Origin of the sequence: Curtobacterium sp. VKM Ac-1395, from assembly GCF_015350975.1 — a bacterium.
GTDB lineage: Bacteria > Actinomycetota > Actinomycetes > Actinomycetales > Microbacteriaceae > Curtobacterium.
In genome coordinates this window covers 499,160-518,818 of sequence record NZ_JADKRX010000001.1, presented here as the reverse complement: position 1 = coordinate 518,818, position 19,659 = coordinate 499,160, and the positions used below count along the sequence as shown (strand labels likewise).

Sequence of the window (19,659 nt, the reverse complement as noted above, 5' to 3'; positions counted from 1 at the left end):
CTCACTGGTCGGAAGGAGGCCGATCGTCCGCAGTCGTCCCGAGTCCCAGGTCATCGGCGCGCCCGTGCTCGTCCGCGACCGACGGCACGATGACCGGGAAGCCGGGCTCGCCCTGGCCGGCGACGAACGCGAAGTCCACCACGTCCTCGGGTTCGATGCCGTCGGCGTCGGCGTCCTCGTCGCCGCGGGTGCCGAGCAGCTTGCGGGTCAGCGCCGAGCGCGCCGTGAGCAGGGACTCGAGCGCGTCGAGCAGGTCGGCGTCCGAAGGCTCGCCGCCGCGCATCGCCGCACCGAGGACGCTCCGCCGCATGAGCTCCTTCGCGAAGGAGCCCGTCGTGCCGTCGGCGCGCTCGGCCGCCTGCGCGAGGACCGCGTCGGAGAACGGCAGCGCGCCCGCGTAGCGACGGAACAGCCGCGTCCGCTCGGGCAGGCCGGGCAGCGGCACTTCGACGGCGAGGTCCACACGTCCGGGCCGGTCGGCGAGCGCCCGTTCGAGCACCGACACCCGGTTCGTCGTCATCACGAAGGCCACGTCGGCGTCTCCGTCCAGGCCATCGAGCGCGTCGAGCACCTCGAACAGCAGGGGCTGAGGCGTCATGTCACGCTCCATGGCGACGAGGTCGATGTCCTCGAGCACGACGATGGACGGCTGGAAGGTGCGGGCGACCTCGGCCGCGGCACCGATCGCGGCGATGCTCGACCCGGTCAGCAGCACCGCGGTGACGCCCTCGGTCCGGTGCAGCAGGTGCCGGATCGTCAGGGTCTTGCCGGTGCCGGGCGGGCCGTAGAGCAGGACCCCGCGCTTCAGGTGCTGCCCGGCGGCCAGGAGCGCCTGGCGCTGCTCGCCGATCCCGACGACGTGCGCGACGACCTCGTCGAGCACCCCGTCGGCCAGGACGACGTCGTCCGCGGTCGTCTCCGGCCGCCGCAGGAACGTCGCACCGGCGTCGGCGCCGTACTGCGACTGGACGAACGAGAGCACCTGGCCGCGCAGCACGCTGCGCTCGATCATCAGCGCGCGGACCCGGGTGAGGAAGGTCGTCGCGAGGTCCTGGTCGACGGCGAGCACCTCGAGCGTGGCGCTCGACCGGCCGTACTCGGGCTTCGCGCTGCGCTGCAGGACGACGAGGGGCGCGCCCTCGAAGGTGATGAGGCGCAGCCCGAACGACACCACCCGACGGGTCGTGTCCGGGCCGGTGGCACGGGTGGCGTAGCTCACGGGGCCGAGCGACCACCGCGTGTGGGCGTGCGCGACGAACTCGCTGATCGAGCTGTGGAAGCGGCCGTCGTCCCCGGCGATGCCGACGAGCGCGTCCGGGTCGGGGCCCGTGAGTTCGTCGAGCGCGATGTCGGCGTCGACGAGCCGGTGGTCGGCGAACTCCTCGGTCACCACGGGGATGGTCTGCGGGTCCGCGCCGAGGTGGTCGCGGAGCCGCTCGCCGATCGGGGTCAGCGTGGCACGCTGCTCCGTCGCCGCGAGGTCGTTCGCGTGGTCGAGGAAGCGTGCGAAGGCACGCATGAGGTCCCGGTCTGCATCGTCGAGCACGAGTGCATCCTGGCAGGGCTCGCGGCGACTGGCCAGGGCGGGACGACTAGTGCTCGGCGCCGCCGACCAGCACCGCGTCGGCCGCGGGGTCGAGGCTCTCGCGGACGGCGACCTCGAGTGCCGTGACGATGTCGGCCAGCGGCAGCGTCGGGACGTCCCCGGTCGCCGACTCCGGCGTGGCGGGGACGTGCACGAAGCCGGCGCGGAAGGCCTCGTTCGCCGCGATCGACATCAGCTCGTAGAAGGCGTGGTTGCAGGTGAAGGTGCCCGCCGTGTTCGACACGGATGCGGCGACCCCGGCCTCGGTCGCCGCTCGGACGATGCGCTTGATCGGCAGGGTCGTCAGGAAGCCGTCCGGCCCGCGCTGGTCGATCGGTTCGTCGATCGGCTGCGCGCCGGAGTTGTCCGGGATGCGGGCGTCGTCGACGTTGACCGCGACGCGCTCGGGGGTGACGGCGTCGCGTCCCTCGGCGACACCGGTGGCGATGACCAGGTCGGGGCGGTGCTCGGTGATCGCGGCGACGAGGGCCGCGCGGACCTCGGCGAAGACGACGGGCAGCTGCGCCACGACGACGGTGCCGGGGCCGTCCCACGACTCGGCGACGGCCCGGACGGCGTCCCACGAGGGGTTCCGCTCGGCACCCCCGAACGGCTCGAACGCGGTCAGGAGGACGACAGGTGCTGCGCTGGTGGCCACGTCCTCGATGCTACGGCTGTCCGGGCGCGGGACACCGGTGTTCGCGGGTCGCGCCGCGGATGGTCGCGGCGCGACGACTGAACGCCGGTGTCCAGCGGAGCAGCACGACCGGCGCAGCTCGACCGGAGCAGCGCGACCGGAGCGGCGCGTGCTCGGGATCAACGCGCGCCCGGACCGCGGCCGGATGGGATGATGCACGCATGATGACGGAAGGTCAGGAGGCGCCACACGCGCTCCTCGGCGGGCGCTACCGGCTCCGGACGGTCATCGGCCGCGGTGGGATGTCGGTCGTGTACGACGCCCTCGACGAGAGCCTCGACCGGCCCGTCGCCGTGAAGGTCTTCCACCCGGGCCTGGTCGACATCGCGCGAGAGGAGGCCGAGCAGGGCGTCCTGGCATCGCTCGACCACCACAACCTGGTCAGCCTGCTCGACGCCGGCGTCGTCGAGGACGAGCACGGCACCCCGCAGCGGTTCATCGTGATGGCGCTCGTGCACGGGCAGGACCTCGAGGAGCGGCTGGGGCTCGGGCCGCTGGCCTCGCGGCACATCGCCGAGGTCGGCTACGACATGGCCGAGGCGCTCCACTACATCCACGACCGCGGCGTCGTGCACCGCGACATCAAGCCGTCGAACATCCTGCTCGTCGACTACGGCAACCGGGCCGACCGTGCCCGGGCTCGGCTGACGGACTTCGGCATCGCGCTGGCCGACGGCGTCGAACGGCTCACCGCCGACGGCGTGACGACGGGGACGGCCGCCTACCTCAGCCCGGAGCAGGCCCGCGGCGGTGACGTCGGCCCGGCGAGCGACGTCTACTCGCTCGGCCTGGTGCTGCTGCAGTGCTTCACCCGCCGGCGGGAGTTCCCCGGGTCGCTCGTCGAGTCCGCGGTCGCTCGGCTGTCGCGCGACCCCGTCGTGCCGGACCCGCTTCCGACGCACTGGCAGCGCGCCCTGACCGCGATGACGGCCAGGGACCCGGCACAGCGGCCGACCGGGGAGGCCCTGGTCGGCCTGCTCCGCGACGTCGTCATCGCGGACACCACGGCCGAGGACCGCGTGGTCGACACGGACGCGCCCGGCACCGCGACCCGCGCGACGGAGACGGAGACGACGCGCAGCGCCGGACCGAGCACCGGCACCGGCACGCGCACCGCCACCGGTCAACGCCCCGCCACGGGGTCGCACCCGGCGACGCTCGACCTGCTGCCCGAGGAGGCGCTGCAGCGGACCACGGCCATGGCGGCACGCCTGTTCGACGCCCCGATCGCCCTGGTCGAGGTGCTCGATGAGGACCGCGAGTGGTCGCAGTCGTACCTGGCCGAGGGCATCGACGATTCCGCACGGCACATCAGCTTCCGGAACGGCTTCGCCCCGGTCCCGGTCCCGGTGGTGATCCCCGACGGGTCGGCGCACCCGGAGATGCGGAACAGCCCGCTCGTCACCGGCCCCCTCGGGATCCGGTTCTACGTCAGCGTGCCGCTCGTCCGCCACGACGGCACCGCGATCGGCACCCTGGCCGTGCTCGACACCCGTCCGCGCACGGCGACCGAGGCCGACCTGGCGAACCTCCGCGACCTGGCGGCGCTGGCGGTCTCGCAGCTCGAACTGCGCCAGGAGTCGCTCCGCTCGACGAGCGACGCGATCCCCCTGGCACCCCCGACGGCCGGCTGACCCGAGTCCGAGTCTCGTCTCCGCGGACACGACTCGCGCCACCGGCCGCGCGTTGTGTCCGGGACGCCGAGACTCGGCTCAGCGTGATCGCCAACGGACGCACCAGCGCCCGCCTGCCTACGCGACGGCCGCCAGCACCCGCGCCCGCACCTGCGCCGCCGCCCCGAGGGCGACCGCGTCGGAGCCGAGCGTCGACGGCTCGACCCGGATCGACGCCCCGCTGACGGGCGGCTCGGCAGCGATGGCCGCCTCGATCGCCGGCGACAGCAGGTCCCAGGCCCGGGCGACCCCGCCCCCGATGACGACCGTCGTCACGTCGAGGATCCCCGCCGTGAGCAGGATGCCCCGGGCGATCCCCCACCCGGCGGTCCGGAAGACGTCGAGTGCGTCCGGGTCCCCGGCGCGCGCGGCGTCGGCGATCGTGTGCACCGGCAGGCGTCGTCCGGTCGCGGCCTCGTAGCGGGCGGCCATGCCCCGCGCCGCCGCGATCGTCTCGAGGTGTCCGTGCTGCCCGCACGTGCAGAGCCCGTCGCCGAAGCCCGGCACGTGGCCGATCTCCCCGGCGGCACCGCGCGGCCCGGCGAACAGCGAGCCCCCGAGCACGAGGGCCCCGCCGACCCCGGTGCCGAGAGTCATCCCGAGCACGTCGCGCTCCCCCACGACGGCGCCGGCGGCGACCTCGCCGAGCAGGAACGCATTGACGTCGTTGTCGAGCGTCGCGGGGACACCGAGCCGCTCGGACACGTGCGCGGTCACGCCGTGCCCGGCCCACCCGGTGAACGAGTTGCCGGTGACGAGCACGGTCCCGGTGGTCGCGTCGACCACGCCGGCCGCGCCCACCCCGACACCCGCCAAGGAGGCTCGGTGCGTCTCCAGCAGGTCCGTCACCACCCCGAGCGCCGCGTCCACGATCGCCCCGCCGCCCGCGTGCGCGGGCGTCGGCAGGTCGCGTCGGTCGATCACCTCGAGCTCGGTGGTCGCCAGGACCACCTTGGTGTTCGTCCCGCCGACGTCGATGCCGGCGAGCACCGGGGTCACGAGGTCACCGCCGCGAGGGTGGCGAGCCGCTCGGCCCGACGCTGCCGTTGCAGCACGGGGTCCGGCACGGGGACGGCCGCCAACAACCGCCTGGTGTAGTCGGTCGTCGGGTGCAGCAGCGTCGTGCCGGTGGTGCCCTGCTCCTCGACGACACCGCGGCGCATCACGACGACCCGCTCGGCGAAGTGCTGCACGACGGCGAGGTCGTGCGAGACGAACAGGCACGCGAACCCGAACTCGGCCTGCAGCTCGGTGAGGACGTCGAGCACGGCTTCCTGCACGCTGACGTCGAGTGCCGAGGTGGGCTCGTCGGCGACGAGCAGCCGGGGCTCGAGCACCAGGGCCCGCGCCAGGCTGACGCGCTGCCGCTGCCCACCGGAGAGCTCACGCGGCGCACGGGACGCCAGCGCCCTGGGCAGCCGCACGGCGTCGAGGACCTCGTCCACGCGCTTCCGTCGGTCCGCGGAGGAGGTCCCCCGGCGGTGCACGGCGAGCGGTTCGGCGATGCACTCGGCCACGGACATCCGGGCGTCGAGCGAGGCCACGGGGTCCTGCAGCACGACGCCGATCCCCGACCGCAGCGAGCGTCGGTCGCGCCGCGGGATCCGGCGGAGGTCCTGCCCGAACAGGCGGACCTCCCCGCCGCTCGGCTTGACGAGCCCGAGGGCGACGCGCGCCGCCGTGGACTTGCCGGAGCCGGACTCGCCGACCAGGCCGACGGTCTCACCGGCGTGCACGGCGATGTCGATCCCGCTCAGGGCGTGGACCGCCCGCGCCCCGCGCCCGAACGTCACCGAGACGTCCCGCAGGTCGACCACCGGGGCGGTGTCGGGCCTCCCGTCCGGGTCGGACGCGACCACGGGTGCGACGGGAGCCGCCGCACGGTCGCGTGCGGTCACGGACTCGACGGTGTCCAGCCGGGGCACCGCGGCGAGCAGACGCTTCGTGTACTCGTGCTGCGGGCGGAGCAGGACGTCCTCGACGCTGCCGGTCTCGACGATCTCGCCCTGGAGCATCACGGCGACCCGGTCGGCGAAGTCCGCGACGACGCCCATGTTGTGGGTGACGAGCAGCACGCCGGTGCCGCTGTCCACGGCGAGCGCGCGGAGCAGCTCGAGGATCTCGGCCTGCACCGTGACGTCGAGTGCGGTCGTGGGCTCGTCGGCGATGAGCAGCGCGGGGCTGTTCGCGATGGCCATGGCGATCACGACGCGCTGGCGCTGCCCACCGGAGAGCTGGAACGGGAACGCCTTCGCGCGCTCGGCCGGGTCGGGGATGCCGACGCGGTCCAGCAGGTCGACGGCTGCTGCTGCTGCCTCGGACGCGGAGACCGAGCGGTGGTTCCGGACGACCTCGGCGATCTGCGCGCCGACCCGGGTGAGGGGGTCGAGCGCGGTGGCGGGCTCCTGGAAGACCATCGAGACGGTCTGTCCGCGCAGCCCGCGCAGGGCGGGCTCAGCGGCGCCGACGACCTCGTGCCCGGCGACGACGGCGCTGCCGTGGGCCGTGGCGTTGCCGGAGAGCAGCCCCATCGCGGCGAGCGCCACGGTGGACTTGCCCGATCCCGACTCGCCGACGAGCGCGAGCGTCTCGCCGGGGGCGACGGTCAGCGAGACACCGCGGACGGCGTCGACCGTGCCGGACTCGGTGCTGAAGGAGACCCCGAGGTCGGTCATCCGGAGGATCTGGTCGGCGGTCATCCGCGGCCCCTCACGTCGAAGGCGTCCCGCAGTCCGTCGCCCACGGCGTTGAACGCGCAGACGACGAGGATCACGGCGAGACCCGGTGGCACGATCAGCCACCAGCGTCCCGAGTAGGCGGCGGTGAGGCCCGCCGAGAGCATGCCGCCCCAGTCCGTCGCCGGCGGCTGGACGCCCAGGCCGAGGTACGAGACGTAGGCGACGAGGAGGATCGCGTCGGCGACCTGGAACGTGGCGGCGACCACGATCGTGGAGACCGAGTTCGGCAGCAGGTGCTTGCCGATGGCGCGGGCGTGGGAGCCGCCGATCGCGCGCAGGGTGAGGACGTAGTCGCGGTTCTTCAGCGTCAGGGTCTCGGCGCGGATCAAGCGGGACGGCACCAGCCACGACACCAGGCCGAGGATGAGGATGAGCCCGGCGACCCCCGGCGTCGTGATCGCGGAGATGACGAGCAGGATGAACAGCGCGGGGATCGCGATGCCGGCGTCCACCACGCGCATCATCACGGCGTCGACCCAGCCGCCGACGTACCCGGCGATCGAGCCCCACAGCGTGCCGACGACTGTCGCCAGGACCCCGGCGGCGATGCCGACCAGGAGCGAGACCTTGCCGCCGTACATCAGTCGGCCGAGGACGTCGTGCCCGACGGCGTCGGTGCCGAGCCAGTGCGAGCCGCTCGGGCGCTGGTTGGCCTGCTCGAGGAGCGTGTGCGTCTGGTCGGTCGGGTAGAGGAAGGGACCGACGAAGCAGAACAGCACGATCACGACGATCACGACGAGGCCGATGACCGCGAGGGTGTTGTGCGAGAACCGGCGGGCGGCCAGGCGGAACCCGGTCGCGGCGACCGTGACGGGGGCGCCCGGGGCTTCAGGGGCCAGTTGGACGGTCATGCGCGCACCCCCGTCACTGCCTGGGGACGGGACGTGTCGATGAGCGACGTCTTGGTCATGCGCGGTCCGCCTTCACACGAGGATCGATGAGCGACTGCGCGACGTCGGCCACCAGGGTGCCGACGACGGTCGCGATCGAGATGACGAGGACGCAGCCGAGCAGCGTCGGGTAGTCCGAGGACTGCGCCGCGTTCCAGAACAGCAGGCCCATGCCGGGGTAGTTGAACAGCTGCTCGGTGACGAGCGCGCCGCCGAACAGGACGGGCAGGTAGTAGCCGAGCATCGCGACGACGGGCGTCAGCGAGTTCCGGAACACGTGCCGCCGGAGGATCGTGGCGGTGGAGGCCCCGCCGGCACGGGCGGTGCGGACGTAGTCCTCCTGCAGGTTCTCCAGCGTCGAGGCCCGCATGTACCGGCTGAACACGGCGATCATCGCGAGCGCACCGGTCAGCACGGGGAGCACGAGACCGGCCGGGTCCTGGAAGACCTCGGCGAGGGTGGTGCCGCTCGGTGCCTGCGACGGCAGCCACGGCAGCTGCTGGCTGAACACGACGATGAGCACGAGGCCGAGGAAGAACGCCGGCGTCGAGTAGAAGACGAACGCCAGCGCCGTGACCGTGTAGTCCACCGCACCGTTGCGGCGGGCCGCCTGCCACATCCCGATCGGGATCGCGACGACGAGCCCGAGGACCGCGGACAGGCCGGTCAGCACGAGGGTCTTCGGGAGCCGTTCCTGGATGAGCTGCGAGACCGGCTCGTTGAGCGTGTACGACGTGCCGAGGTCGCCGGTCAGCAGGCGCCCGAGGAACCGGACGTACTGCACGGGCAGCGGCTGGTCGAGGCCCTGCGCCTGGTTGAACGCTGCGATCTGCACCGGCGTCGCGGAGACGCCGAGGACGCCGCGGGCGGGACCGCCCGGCAGGGCGTGCAGCAGGCAGAACACGACGATCGTGACGATGAGGATCACCACGAGCGCTTGGAGCACCCGCCGGGTGAGGTAGAGGACTGTGGTCATGCGGCTTCCGTTGGTGGATGGCGTTCGCGAGCCGGGACGGAGGCGCGGTGTGGGTCGGACCCGCACCGCGCCTCCCGATCGGTCAGGTGGCTACTTGCTCCACTTCCACTGGGACGGGTGGAAGTTGGCCAGCGAGTCCTGCTCGAACCCGGTCAGACCCTTCTTGACGACCGAGATCTGGTAGTCCGGGCTCGGCAGCCAGATCACGGGCAGGTCCTTGGCGACCGCTTCGCTGTAGTCCTGCACCGCGGCCGAGTCGGTCGAGGTCGTGGTCGCGCTGACCAGGTCGTCGACGGACGTGTTGGAGTAGCTGCCGAAGTTGGCCGAGCCGCCGGTGGAGAACAGCGCCTCACCGGTCGGGTACGCCGGGAAGTACCAGCTACCGGCGGTGCCGAAGAAGGACAGGTCCCACTTGCAGCTGTCCTCGTCGCTGGTGCACGTCGGGGTCTGCGAGAGGACGCTCGACACCGGCGCGGTCTTGATGGTGAAGCCGATGCCGGTCTTGGCGAGCGAGGACTGGATCGCGCTCATCATGTTGTCGGTCACGGACGAGCCGGACTGCGACAGCACCTGCATGGTGAACTTCGTGCCCTTCGCGACACCCTCGCCGCACTGGCTGTCGCCGCTGCCCGGGTCGGTGCAGACCATCGTGCCGCCCTGCTTCGTCCAGCCGTGGCTCGTGAGCAGTGCCGCGGCCTTCTTCGTGCTGAACGGGTACGGGTTGTCCTTCTGCGCCTCGGAGACGTAGTCGGATGCCTGCGCCTGCGGGACGGGCCCGTAGGTCGGGGTCGCGGTGCCGTTGAAGACGACCTTCGACAGGCTGGCCTGGTCGACCGACATCTGCACGGCCTGGCGGGCGTAGAGCTGCTTGAAGACGGCACCCATGGTCGGGTTGTTGAAGTTGTACGGCATGTACGTGATCGCCCAGCCGGTCCACGGCTTGACGTCGTAGCCCTTGCCCGTGAACGAGTCCTTCTGGTCCATGTCCGTGGCCTGGATGTAGCCGTAGTCGACCTCGCCGGAGCGGACCGCGTTCGTCTCGGCGTCCGACGTCGTGAACGGCAGCAGGTTGACGGTGTTGATCTGGGCCTTCTGGCCGCCGTCGTACTTCGCGTTGGCGACGAGCTGGACCTTGCCGGCGGTGGTGAACGACTTGACGCCGTACGGGCCGGAGATGGTCTTCCACAGCGGGTCGGAGTCGTAGTCCGCGATCTTGCCGGCGGCGGTGTTGATGTACTTCCACACCTGCTTGGCGCCGGCGGGGGTCTCGTCGGCGTCGGTCACCGTCGCGTCGGCACCGGTCTTGTCCCAGGCGTGCTGCGGGAGCGGGACGACCAGGCTGAGCTGGTTGGCGAGCATCCAGTCGGAGTTGTAGGCCTTGTCGAACGTGATCGTGAAGTGGGTGTCGTCGACGGCCTTGAACGACGTCCAGTTGTCCGGGACCTTGCCCTCGGAGTAGGAGCCCCACTGCGCCTTGTTGGCCTTGATGAGGTTGTACCAGAACTCGACGTCGCGGCTCGTGATCGGCTTGCCGTCCGACCACGTGCGGTCGCCCAGGGTCACCGTGACGCTCTTGCCGTCGCTCGCGAAGTCGGCGGCCGTGGCGATCGAGCCCTGCTTGTTCCAGGCGATCTTGCCGGTGGAGCCGTCGTACGCCACCAGTGGCTCGTACAGGGACTGCGCGATGGAGCCGTTGTTCGTGTTGAGGTGCGCGGCGGTGCCGATCGGCAGGATCCAGTTCGGCGTGAAGTTCGCCGGCAGCGCGTAGTTGATCTCGTCGGACTTCGCGTTCGTGGTGGCGGAACCGCCTCCGGAACACCCGGCGAGCAGTGCGCTCACCGCGAGCGCGGCTCCGGTGAGGAGGGCCCAGCGACGGGGCTTGGTCATGCGGACTCCTAGTGCGAGTGGTTCTGGTGGTCGGGGTGGGGCACAGTCAATGGCAAAAGCCGTTGGAAAAACAAACGTTCTCGTGTAAATACTTCGTTTCTGCGGATCGGGCGAAAGGGCTCCGGTCTCGACGAGGCCGCTAGGCTCCCGGAACGACGGCGGTTTCCCGGCCGTCGTCGGCCCTTGTGCTGGTCTTCGTGCCGGATTGGAGAAAGTCGTGCCGGACCTCAGTTCGCGGGTGCTGGAACTCGTCGCGTCGGGGCAGGCGTCGAGCCGCACCGAGATCGCGCAGCTCCTCGGCGCCGCGCCGTCGACCGTCTCGCACGTCGTCGCCCAGCTGCTCGACCACGGGATCCTCGCCGAGGAGGGCACCGACGTCTCCACGGGCGGTCGCCCCCGCAAGGTGCTCCGGATCGGCGGGGTGGACGAGTACGCGGTCGCCGCGGACGTCGGTGGCGGACACGCTCGGGTCGGCATCGTCCTGGCGGGAGGCTCGCTCGAGTCCGTCTCGAACGTCCCGTTCGCGCTCTCCGACGGCCCGACCGCCGGGCTGGCCCGACTGGCGGAGCTGCTGGACTCGCTGATCGCGACCCGTGGCGCGGAGGGCCTGCGCGGCGTCGGGCTGAGCCTGCCCGGCCCGGTCGACGTCGAGGCCGGGGTCGTCGACCTGCCGAGCCGCATGCCCGGGTGGAACGGCTTCCCCGTGGCGGCGTGGCTCGAGGAGCACTTCGGCGTCCCGGCGGCCGTCGACAACGACGCGAACTGCATGGCCGCGGGCGAGCAGACCGTGCAGCCGTCGTCACGACGACAGGCCATCACGATCAAGGCCGGTTCGGCGATCGGTGCCGGGATCGTCATCGACGGCCGGCTCTACCGCGGCTCGACCGGGGCCGCCGGCGACATCACGCACGTGCGCATCGACGCGGCCGGGGACACCCCGTGCTCGTGCGGCAACACCGGGTGCCTGGAGACCGTGGCGTCCGGGGCCGCCCTCGTGCGGATCCTCAGCGCGGCCGGCGTGCCGGTGTCCTCGACCGCCGAGGTCGGCCGGCTCGCATCGGACGCCGACCCCGAGGCCACCAGGGCCGTGCGCCTGGCCGGTCGGTACCTCGGCGAGGTGCTCGCCGCCAACGTGAACTTCTTCAACCCGGACGCCGTCTACCTCGGCGGCATCCTCTCCACCCTCGACCCGTTCGTCGCCGCGGTGCGGAGCCAGCTCTACGAGAGCTGCCACCCGCTCGTGACGCAGCACCTCGTCATCGAGCGCGCGTCGCTCGGTGCGGACGCGGGTCTCGTCGGTGCCGGGCAGTTCGCCCTGCAGCGCGGCCTCGCGGCGTCGTTGCAGGAGCTGTCTGCGCCGATCCCCCAGTCGACCACCAGGAACAGGAGTGTCCGTGTCTGACACCGTGCCCAGCAGCACCCCCGCCCCGTCTCCGGCCGGTTCTCCGGCTCGGCGGCCGGTCATCGCCATCGCCGGGTTGGCCATCGAGACGTCGACGTTCACGCCGACCAGGACCCAGGCAGAGGCCTTCCACCCGGACCGTGGGGACGAGGTCGTGGCCCGCTACGACTTCCTCGCCGGGCTGTCCGACGCCGCCGACTTCCGCGGCGCGCTGATCGGGCACGCGCTGCCCGGCGGGATGGTGACGCGGGACGCGTACGAGTCGCTCGCGTCCGAGATCGTGGACCGGCTGCAGTCCCTGGTGTCGTCGACGACCGTGGACGGCCTCTGGTACGACATCCACGGCGCGATGGTGGTCGAGGGCCTGGACGACGCCGAGTCCGACCTGCTCGGACGCATCCGCGCGGTGATCGGTCTCGACGTCATCGTGTCGGCGTCGATGGACCTGCACGGCAACGTCACCGCGGAGCTCGCCCACCAGGTCGACCTGGTCACCTGCTACCGGATGGCCCCGCACGAGGACGCCATGGAGACGAAGGAGCGCGCCGTCCGGAACCTGGTCGACGTGCTCACCACCCGCCCGGTCGGGTCGCAGCGTCCGGTCAAGGCGTGGGTGCCGATCCCGGTGCTGCTGCCCGGCGAGCAGACCTCGACGCGCATCGAACCCGCCGCGTCGCTCTACGCCCAGGTGCCCGCCGTCGAGGCCGAGGACGGCGTGCTCGACGCCGCGATCTGGGTCGGGTACGCGTGGGCCGACCAGCCGCGCGACCGTGCCGTCACCGTCGTCACCGGGTGGGACCAGGACGCCGTGGCCGCCGGGGCCGAACGACTGGCCCGCGCGTTCTGGGAGGTGCGCGAGGACTTCGTGTTCGTCGCGCCGACGGGCTCGTTCGCCGAGTGCCTCGACGCCGCGCTCGCTCCCGGCGCCGCACGGCCGTACTTCGTCTCGGACTCGGGCGACAACCCGACCGCCGGCGGGTCCGGCGACATGACCTGGGGGCTGACGGAGGTGCTGGCACGGCCGGAGTTCCGGTCCGCGGACGGCCCGACGGTCATCTACGCGAGCGTCCCCGGCCCCGAGGCCGTCGCCACCGCGGTCGCCGCGGGCGTCGGTGCGACCGTGACCGTGACGGCGGGTGCCGCGGTCGACGACGTCCACGCCGGACCGATCACCATGACCGGGCGGGTGCACGCGGTCAAGCACGGGGACCGCGACGCCGAGACCGAGGTCGTGCTGCAGGTCGGCAGCGTGTACGCCGTCCTCACGACGTACCGGAAGCCGTACCACCACGAGCACGACTTCACGGACCTCGACCTCGCTCCGCGCCAGGCCGACGTCGTCATCGTGAAGATCGGGTACCTCGAGCCGGAGCTGTTCGACATGGCCGCCGACTGGATGCTCGCACTGACGCCGGGCGGGGTCGACCAGGACCTCGAGCGCCTCGGGCACCACCGGATCGCGCGGCCGATGTTCCCGTACGATCGGGTGTTCCCGTCGGCGCCGGACCTCGGTGCCCGGATCATCCCGCCCTCGAACGAACCGCTCGGAGCCATCGCGTGACCTCTGCCACTCCCGACTCCCCGGTCTCCCTCGAGATCGCCGTCACGTCGCCCGCGGGTGCGGTCGTCGCTCGAGACGGCGGCGCCGACCGGGTCGAGCTCTGCGTCGGGCTCGAACTCGGCGGACTGACCCCGTCGCAGGGGCTCGTCGAGGCCGCGGTCGCGACGGGCATCCCCGTGCACGCCCTGGTCCGGTGCCGCCCGGGCGGGTTCGTGTACGACGCGGACGAGGTCGAGCTGATGGACCGCGAACTCGAGGCCATCGTGCGCTCGGGCGTCGCCGGTGTCGTCGTCGGTGCACTCGGGGCGGACGGGTCGCTCGACCACGACGTCCTGCGGCGCTTCGTCGGCACCGCCCGCGCACTCCGTGACGACGTCGAGGTGACCCTGCACCGGGCGATCGACCACGCGGCGGACCCCGTCGCCGCCGTCGCACTGCTCGCCGACCTCGGGTTCACCCGCGTGCTGACCTCGGGCGCCGCCCCCACCGCCCTCACCGGCGCGGCGACGATCGCCCGCATGGTGTCGGCTGCCGGGCCCGTGCAGGTCATGGCCGGCGCCGGGGTCATCCCCGCGGACGTGCCGGCCCTCGTCGCCACCGGAGCGGCCGCCGTGCACCTCTCCGCGAAGCGTCCGGCCGCCGACAGCGCGCACGCGGGCGTGCCGATGGGCGGGGCGGACGACGGTTCCGCGCACTTCGTGACCGACAGTGACGTGGTGCGGGCAGCGCGGGCAGCACTCAGCGCCTCTGCCTGAGTGAACGAATAGGGTTCTCCTCATGCAGGCAGCTCCCTCCCGTCCCACCGCCGACGACGTCCACCGCGCCGCCAGCGCGGCCTGAGACCGGGAACCGCACATGTCCGTTGGACTGCTCGCCGTCGTCGACGACATCCTCTCCGCCGCACTCAAGGCCAGCGCGAAGACCGCCGGGGTCGTCATCGACGACGCGGCCGTCACCCCGCAGTACGTGCAGGGACTCGCGCCCGCCAGGGAACTCCCCGTCGTCGGGCGGATCGCGCTCGGCAGCCTGTTCAACAAGTTCGTCATCATCATCCCGGTGGCGCTGCTGCTGTCGTCGTTCGCGCCGTGGGTGCTGCCGTGGCTGCTCGTCATCGGTGGCACCTACCTCTGCTTCGAGGGCGCGGAGAAGGTCGCCGAGTGGTTCGGCCACCACCACGTCTCCGCCGAGGACGACTCCCGCGACGAACGCAAGCTCGTGTTCGGCGCCATCCGGACCGACCTGATCCTCAGCACCGAGATCATGCTCATCGCGCTCGCCAGCCTCGACCCCGACATGGGCTTCTGGCTGACCCTCGGCGCGCTGGCGCTCATCGCCCTCGGCATGACCGCGCTCGTCTACGGCGCGGTGGCACTCCTGGTGAAGATCGACGACGTCGGCCTGCGGCTGATGGAGCACCCCTCCGAAGGGCTGCGGCGGTTCGGTGACGGCATCGTGCGCTCGATGCCCGCCGTGTTCCGCACGATCGGCATCGTCGGGACCGTCGCCATGCTCTGGGTCGGTGGGCACCTCGTGATCGCCAACCTCGCCGAGACGTTCTGGCACGGACCGTACGACCTGCTGCACGTCATCACGCACGCGGTGGAGCCCGCCGGGCCCGTCGTGGAGTGGTTCGCGGACACCGCATCCTCTGCCGTGTTCGGTCTCGTGCTCGGCGCCGTCGTCGTGCTCGTCCTCACCGGCATCCGACGCCTGCGTCCCGCCCGCGAGACACCGGCGTCCCACACCCAGACGCCGGCGTCGCACTGACTCCGGCCTCACCCCGCCCGCACCCCACCCCCACCCCCACCCGCACGACACCGGTGTTGCGCTGAGACGCCGCGGAAAACGGCGGCGCCTCGGGAAGACACCGGCGTCTCGCTCCAAGACACCGGTGTCTCGCGCAAGGACCGCCGCGACACCCCCTCGGTTGACAGTTAGAGGTCGAACACTTAGAGTTCTGATCATGCAGGCACCGCACTTCGACACACCACTCCAGCTCATGCGCTGGATCGGGTGGGCCCAGCGCAAGGCCGCGGACGAGTGGGTGCGGGAGCGCGAGCTCTCGCACGAGCAGAGCTTCGTGCTCGGCTACCTGCAGCAGAACCCGGGCGCCATCCAGCGCGACATCGCCGAGATGACCCGGACCAGTGCGGCCAGCGTGTCGAGCCTCCTGCAGGGGCTCGAGAAACGGGGCCTCATCGAACGACGAGCCGACGCCGGCAACGCCCGGACGAAGCTCGTGTACGCCACCCCCACCGGCATCGACCTGATCGCCGGGTTCGAGGACGCGATGCTCGCCCTCGACGACCGCCTGCTCGCCCCGCTCAGTCCGGACGAGCGCGCCACGCTCCGCGACCTCCTGCTCACGGTGACCGCCGAGCTGCCGGAACCCACCCGGTAACCGCAGCAGAGCCTCCCGGCCGTCCGCCGGAGGCGCCAGCCTGCCCACCCGACGGTCCCGCCGGGCCGGGACATCGCACGACGCGTGCGGTCCCGCCGAAGGGACCACCGCGCCACGTGACGGCCCCTGCCGTCGCGCCGTCAGCCATGCCGTGCCGGCCCTCGTCGGCGCGCGCTCAGCCCTGCCCGGAAGGGGACAGCCATGAGCACCACCATCACCACCGCAGCGGAGAAGAACCGCTGGTACCTCTCCGCCGCCCCCATCGCCCGAGCCCTCGTGCACCTGTGTGTGCCGATGGCCGCGGCGATGGTCGTCAGCGCCCTGTACAACGTCATCAACGCGGGCTTCATCGGCGCGCAGCACGACACCTCGCTGCTCGCGGCGATCACCTTCGGCACGCCGCTGCTCGGGCTGGTGATGGCGGTCGGCGGCGTGTTCGGCGTCGGGGGCAGCTCGCTCATGTCGCGGTTGCTCGGTGCCTCCGAGCACGACCCCGCCACGGCGGGCGAGATCAAGCACGTCGCGTCCTTCGCCGTCTGGGGCTCGGTCGTGACGGGCATCGTGCTCGGCGGCCTCGGGCTGCTGTTCCTGCGGCCCCTGGTCGGGCTGCTCGGGGCGGACGCCGCGGCGGTGCCGGCGACCAGCGCCTACGTCGGCGTGATGCTCGCCTTCGTGCCGGTGCTCGCCGCGGCGTTCTGCCTGGAGCAGATGATCCGCGCCGAGGGAGCCGCCCGCCAGGCGATGGTCGGGTTGATCCTGTCGACCGTCGGGAACCTGGTGTTCGACGTGCTGTTCATCCTGGTGCTGCACTGGGGCGTCGCGGGCGCTGCGCTCGCGGTGGGGCTCGCGAACCTCGTGAGCATCGTCTACTGGGTGCGGTGGCTCGGCACGCACAGCGAGAACGTCAGCCTGTCGCTGCGCTGGTTCACACTCCGCCGCTCGGTGCTCGGTCCGGTGTTCGGCATCGGCGTCAGCGAGCTGCTGCAGGCCGGGTTCCTCATCGTCACGACCCTCGTGCTCAACAACCTGGCCGCGCAGTACGGCGACGACCCCCTGGCCGCGATGGGCGTGGCCGTCCGGATCGCCCAGGTGCCGGAGTTCCTGGTGATGGGCGTCACGATCGGGGTCCTGCCGCTGCTGGCCTACGCGTACGGCAAGGGCGACCGGGAGCGCCTCCGCTCGGCGCTGCGGGCCTCGGCGCTGACGGTCGGTGCGATCGTGCTGGTGTTCTCCGGCACGGTGTTCGTCTTCCGGGAGCAGGTCTTCACCGTCTTCTCCTCGGACCACTCGGTGCTGGCGATCGGCCTGACGATCCTGGTCGCGCAGCTCGTCGCGACGGTGGTGAACGGGTTCACGGGGTTGTTCACGTCGCTGTTCCAGGCGGCGGGACTCGCGACCCCGGCGATCGCGATGTCCCTGGCGCAGGGCGTGCTGTTCATCCCGATCGTCCTGCTCGGCAACCTGTGGTTCAGGCTCGCCGGCATCATCTGGGCGCTGACGATCACCGAGGTCCTGGTCTTCCTGGCCGGCGTCGTGATCTGGCTCGCGGCGCGGGGCCGCATCGACCGCGGGCTCGACGCGGGCAGCGCGGAGCGCGCCGAGGCGGTGCTGGAACAGGCGGCGTGACGGACGGGCGGGCCACCGGACGGGAGGCTCCCCACCGGTCCGGTGGGGAGCCTCCCGTCTGTTCACCCGCGCGTCCACCGCAGGTGGCAGGCTGGTCGGCGGGCATCGCCGCCCGCAGCCCAGCCAGCCGCGAGTGGAGACCGATGCCAGAACCCGACCTGATGGTCGTCACCGACCTCGACGGCACCCTGCTCGACCACCACGACTACACGTTCGACGCGGCGCTGCCGATGCTCGACCGGCTGCGGCGAGCGAGTGTCCCCGTGGTGTTCTGCAGCAGCAAGACCGCGGTCGAGATCACGGCGCTGCAGGCACGGACTGGCCTCACTGGGCAGCCGTTCGTCGCCGAGAACGGCGCGGTCGTCGTCGGCGTGGACGGCAGGCAGCTGACCGGGCCCGCGGACGGCGACCTCGGTCGACTCCACGCCGCACTCGAGCGGGTCCGACGCGCGCTGGGCCTGCAGCTCGCGACGTTCTCCGGCGCGTCGGACGTGGAGGTCGCGGCCTGGACGGGCCTCGACCTCGCCGGGGCGCGCGCTGCCCGGTGCCGCACCGCCTCCGAGGTCCTGCGCTGGGACCCGCGCGACGACCACCGCGCCGAAGCCGTCCGGTCGGCACTGACCGAGGCCGGCTTCGACCTGGTCCGCGGCGGCCGCTTCTGGCACGTGCTGCCGGCCGGAGCTGACAAGGGCGCCGCCGTCCGGACACTGGTCGCCGACCACGAACGACGGACCGGGTCCGTACCGCGGACCATCGGCCTCGGCGACGGACCGAACGACACCGCGATGCTCGACGCCGTCGACCTGGCCGTCGTCGTCCGCGGCGTCGGACCGGCACCGGGGCCACTCGCCGACGACCGCGCCGAGCGGGTCCACCGCACGACCACCACGGCCCCGCAGGGGTGGGCCGAGGGACTGAACCACTTCCTGAGGGGCGACCGATGAGCGACTTCCACCAGAACGGCGTCATCACGACGTTCCACGACCTGACCCGACGCAGCACCGCGAGCATCGAGGACGAGCTCCGGGGCTTCGCCGAGAAGCGCCCGATGAGCCTGATCCTGCCGGCGCTGTACTCGGAGCTCGAACGACCGGCCCTCGAGCGGATCGTCGACGAGCTGGCCGAGGCGGACTGGCTCAGCGAGATCGTCATCGGGCTCGACCGGGCCGACCGCGCACAGTTCGAGCACGCCCGGGAGTTCTTCTCGCGCCTGCCGCAGCGGCACCGGATCCTGTGGAACGACGGGCCGCGGCTCCGTGCCCTCGACGCCGAGCTCGACCGCGCCGGCCTGGCACCTGGTGAGCCGGGCAAGGGCCGCAACGTCTGGTACTGCACCGGGTACGCCCTGGCGTCGGAGCGGGCCGAGTGCATCGCCCTGCACGACAGCGACATCACGACGTACGAGCGGGGCATGCTCGCGCGGCTGCTGTACCCGCTCGCGAACCCGGCGTTCGACTACGAGTTCTCGAAGGGCTACTACGCCCGCGTCGCCGACGGTCGCATCAACGGACGGGTCGGACGGCTGCTCGTCGGGCCGCTGCTCCGGTCGCTCCGCCAGGTGTACGGGGAGTCCGAGTACCTGGAGTACCTCGCGAGCTTCCGCTACCCGCTGTCCGGCGAGTTCGCGATGCGCGCGCACGTGCTGAACGGCCTGAAGATCCCGGGCGGCTGGGGGCTCGAGATCGGGATGCTGTCCGAGGTGTACCGCGACTACGCGACGCGGCAGGTCTGTCAGGTCGAGATCGCCCACGACTACGACCACAAGCACCAGCCGCTCGCCGAGGCCGACGGCACCGGCGGACTCGCACGGATGGGCAACGACATCGTGCAGTCGCTGTTCCGGAAGCTCGCCACGATGGGGGTCCCGCTGACGTCGGACTCCTTCCGGGTGCTCAAGGCGACCTACTACCGGAACGCGCTCGACATCGTCGAGGTCTACCGGCACGAGGCCGTGATGAACGGTCTGGCGTTCGACCAGCACGCCGAGGAGGCCGCGGTCGAGCTCTTCACGCAGGCCGTCCTCGACGCCGGCAGCGCGTTCACCGCGAGGCCGAACGACAAGCCGTTCATCCCGAGCTGGAGCCGGGTGCGGTCGGCGGTGCCGGACGTCCTCGAGCGCCTGAGCGCGGCGGTCGAGGCCGACCAGGTGGACTGACCCGCGGCCAGCACGGCCGGCGCGGGCAGCTGGCTAGCATGGGCAGCACCGTCACCGTCGACCCACCC

At 72.1% G+C, this 19,659-nt stretch carries 16 protein-coding genes; 9 read left to right on the top strand and 7 right to left on the bottom strand.

Going from position 1 to position 19,659, the window contains the following annotated elements; all coding sequences use genetic code 11:
* Position 1 precedes the first annotated feature (1 nt).
* Positions 2 to 1,546: an AAA family ATPase gene (locus ITJ68_RS02660; RefSeq protein ID WP_194659779.1), complete on the bottom strand. Its 1,545-nt coding sequence runs from the start codon at positions 1,544 to 1,546 to the stop codon at positions 2 to 4.
* A gap of 46 nt (positions 1,547 to 1,592) precedes the next feature.
* Positions 1,593 to 2,243 (bottom strand): pyroglutamyl-peptidase I, encoded by a 651-nt coding sequence (pcp, locus tag ITJ68_RS02655; protein ID WP_194659778.1) that lies wholly within the window; start codon positions 2,241 to 2,243, stop codon positions 1,593 to 1,595.
* Positions 2,244 to 2,443: 200 nt separating this feature from the next.
* On the opposite strand from pcp, the gene ITJ68_RS02650 reads away from it, so the two are divergent.
* The gene (locus tag ITJ68_RS02650; RefSeq protein ID WP_194659777.1) at positions 2,444 to 3,916 is read left to right on the top strand and encodes a protein kinase domain-containing protein; all 1,473 of its coding nucleotides are present in this window, start codon (positions 2,444 to 2,446) and stop codon (positions 3,914 to 3,916) included.
* 117 nt (positions 3,917 to 4,033) lie between these two features.
* Here ITJ68_RS02650 and ITJ68_RS02645 read toward each other — a convergent pair whose 3' ends face one another.
* From ITJ68_RS02645 to ITJ68_RS02625, 5 genes are all read right to left on the bottom strand, one after another.
* Positions 4,034 to 4,954, bottom strand: coding sequence for an ROK family protein (locus ITJ68_RS02645; RefSeq protein ID WP_323743195.1), 921 nt, complete (start codon positions 4,952 to 4,954; stop codon positions 4,034 to 4,036).
* A complete protein-coding gene (locus ITJ68_RS02640) occupies positions 4,951 to 6,654 on the bottom strand; it encodes a dipeptide ABC transporter ATP-binding protein (protein WP_194659776.1) in 1,704 nt (567 codons plus the stop codon). Before ITJ68_RS02640 ends, ITJ68_RS02645 begins: the two co-directional genes overlap by 4 nt.
* A complete protein-coding gene (locus ITJ68_RS02635; protein WP_194659775.1) occupies positions 6,651 to 7,544 on the bottom strand; it encodes an ABC transporter permease in 894 nt (297 codons plus the stop codon). The genes ITJ68_RS02640 and ITJ68_RS02635 overlap by 4 nt, the downstream gene beginning before the upstream one ends.
* 55 nt (positions 7,545 to 7,599) lie before the next feature.
* Positions 7,600 to 8,559, bottom strand: a complete 960-nt coding sequence (locus ITJ68_RS02630) for an ABC transporter permease (protein ID WP_071278938.1) — start codon at positions 8,557 to 8,559, stop codon at positions 7,600 to 7,602.
* A 90-nt stretch (positions 8,560 to 8,649) separates the two neighbouring features.
* Complete coding sequence (locus ITJ68_RS02625; RefSeq protein ID WP_194659774.1) at positions 8,650 to 10,446, bottom strand: peptide ABC transporter substrate-binding protein; 1,797 nt, start codon at positions 10,444 to 10,446, stop codon at positions 8,650 to 8,652.
* 217 nt (positions 10,447 to 10,663) lie between these two features.
* On the opposite strand from ITJ68_RS02625, the gene ITJ68_RS02620 reads away from it, so the two are divergent.
* The 8 genes from ITJ68_RS02620 (at position 10,664) to ITJ68_RS02585 (ending at position 19,591) form a co-directional block, all read left to right on the top strand.
* Positions 10,664 to 11,848 carry an ROK family protein gene (locus ITJ68_RS02620; RefSeq protein ID WP_194659773.1) on the top strand — a complete coding sequence of 395 codons (1,185 nt, stop codon included), beginning with the start codon at positions 10,664 to 10,666 and terminating at the stop codon, positions 11,846 to 11,848.
* Entirely contained in the window at positions 11,841 to 13,409 is a 1,569-nt protein-coding gene (locus tag ITJ68_RS02615) for a M81 family metallopeptidase (protein WP_323743194.1), read from the top strand. Before ITJ68_RS02620 ends, ITJ68_RS02615 begins: the two co-directional genes overlap by 8 nt.
* On the top strand, positions 13,406 to 14,164 hold the full coding sequence (locus tag ITJ68_RS02610) for a copper homeostasis protein CutC (RefSeq protein WP_194659772.1): 759 nt from the start codon (positions 13,406 to 13,408) through the stop codon (positions 14,162 to 14,164). Before ITJ68_RS02615 ends, ITJ68_RS02610 begins: the two co-directional genes overlap by 4 nt.
* A 100-nt stretch (positions 14,165 to 14,264) precedes the next feature.
* Entirely contained in the window at positions 14,265 to 15,176 is a 912-nt protein-coding gene (locus tag ITJ68_RS02605; protein ID WP_194659771.1) for a DUF808 domain-containing protein, read from the top strand.
* A gap of 196 nt (positions 15,177 to 15,372) precedes the next feature.
* On the top strand, positions 15,373 to 15,810 hold the full coding sequence (locus tag ITJ68_RS02600; protein WP_228504442.1) for a MarR family winged helix-turn-helix transcriptional regulator: 438 nt from the start codon (positions 15,373 to 15,375) through the stop codon (positions 15,808 to 15,810).
* Positions 15,811 to 16,011: 201 nt separating this feature from the next.
* A complete protein-coding gene (locus tag ITJ68_RS02595; RefSeq protein ID WP_194659770.1) occupies positions 16,012 to 17,436 on the top strand; it encodes an MATE family efflux transporter in 1,425 nt (474 codons plus the stop codon).
* Between the two features lie 143 nt (positions 17,437 to 17,579).
* The gene (locus ITJ68_RS02590; protein ID WP_194659769.1) at positions 17,580 to 18,380 is read left to right on the top strand and encodes an HAD-IIB family hydrolase; all 801 of its coding nucleotides are present in this window, start codon (positions 17,580 to 17,582) and stop codon (positions 18,378 to 18,380) included.
* Positions 18,377 to 19,591, top strand: a complete 1,215-nt coding sequence (locus tag ITJ68_RS02585; RefSeq protein WP_194659768.1) for a glycosyl transferase — start codon at positions 18,377 to 18,379, stop codon at positions 19,589 to 19,591. Before ITJ68_RS02590 ends, ITJ68_RS02585 begins: the two co-directional genes overlap by 4 nt.
* Positions 19,592 to 19,659: the final 68 nt, after the last annotated feature.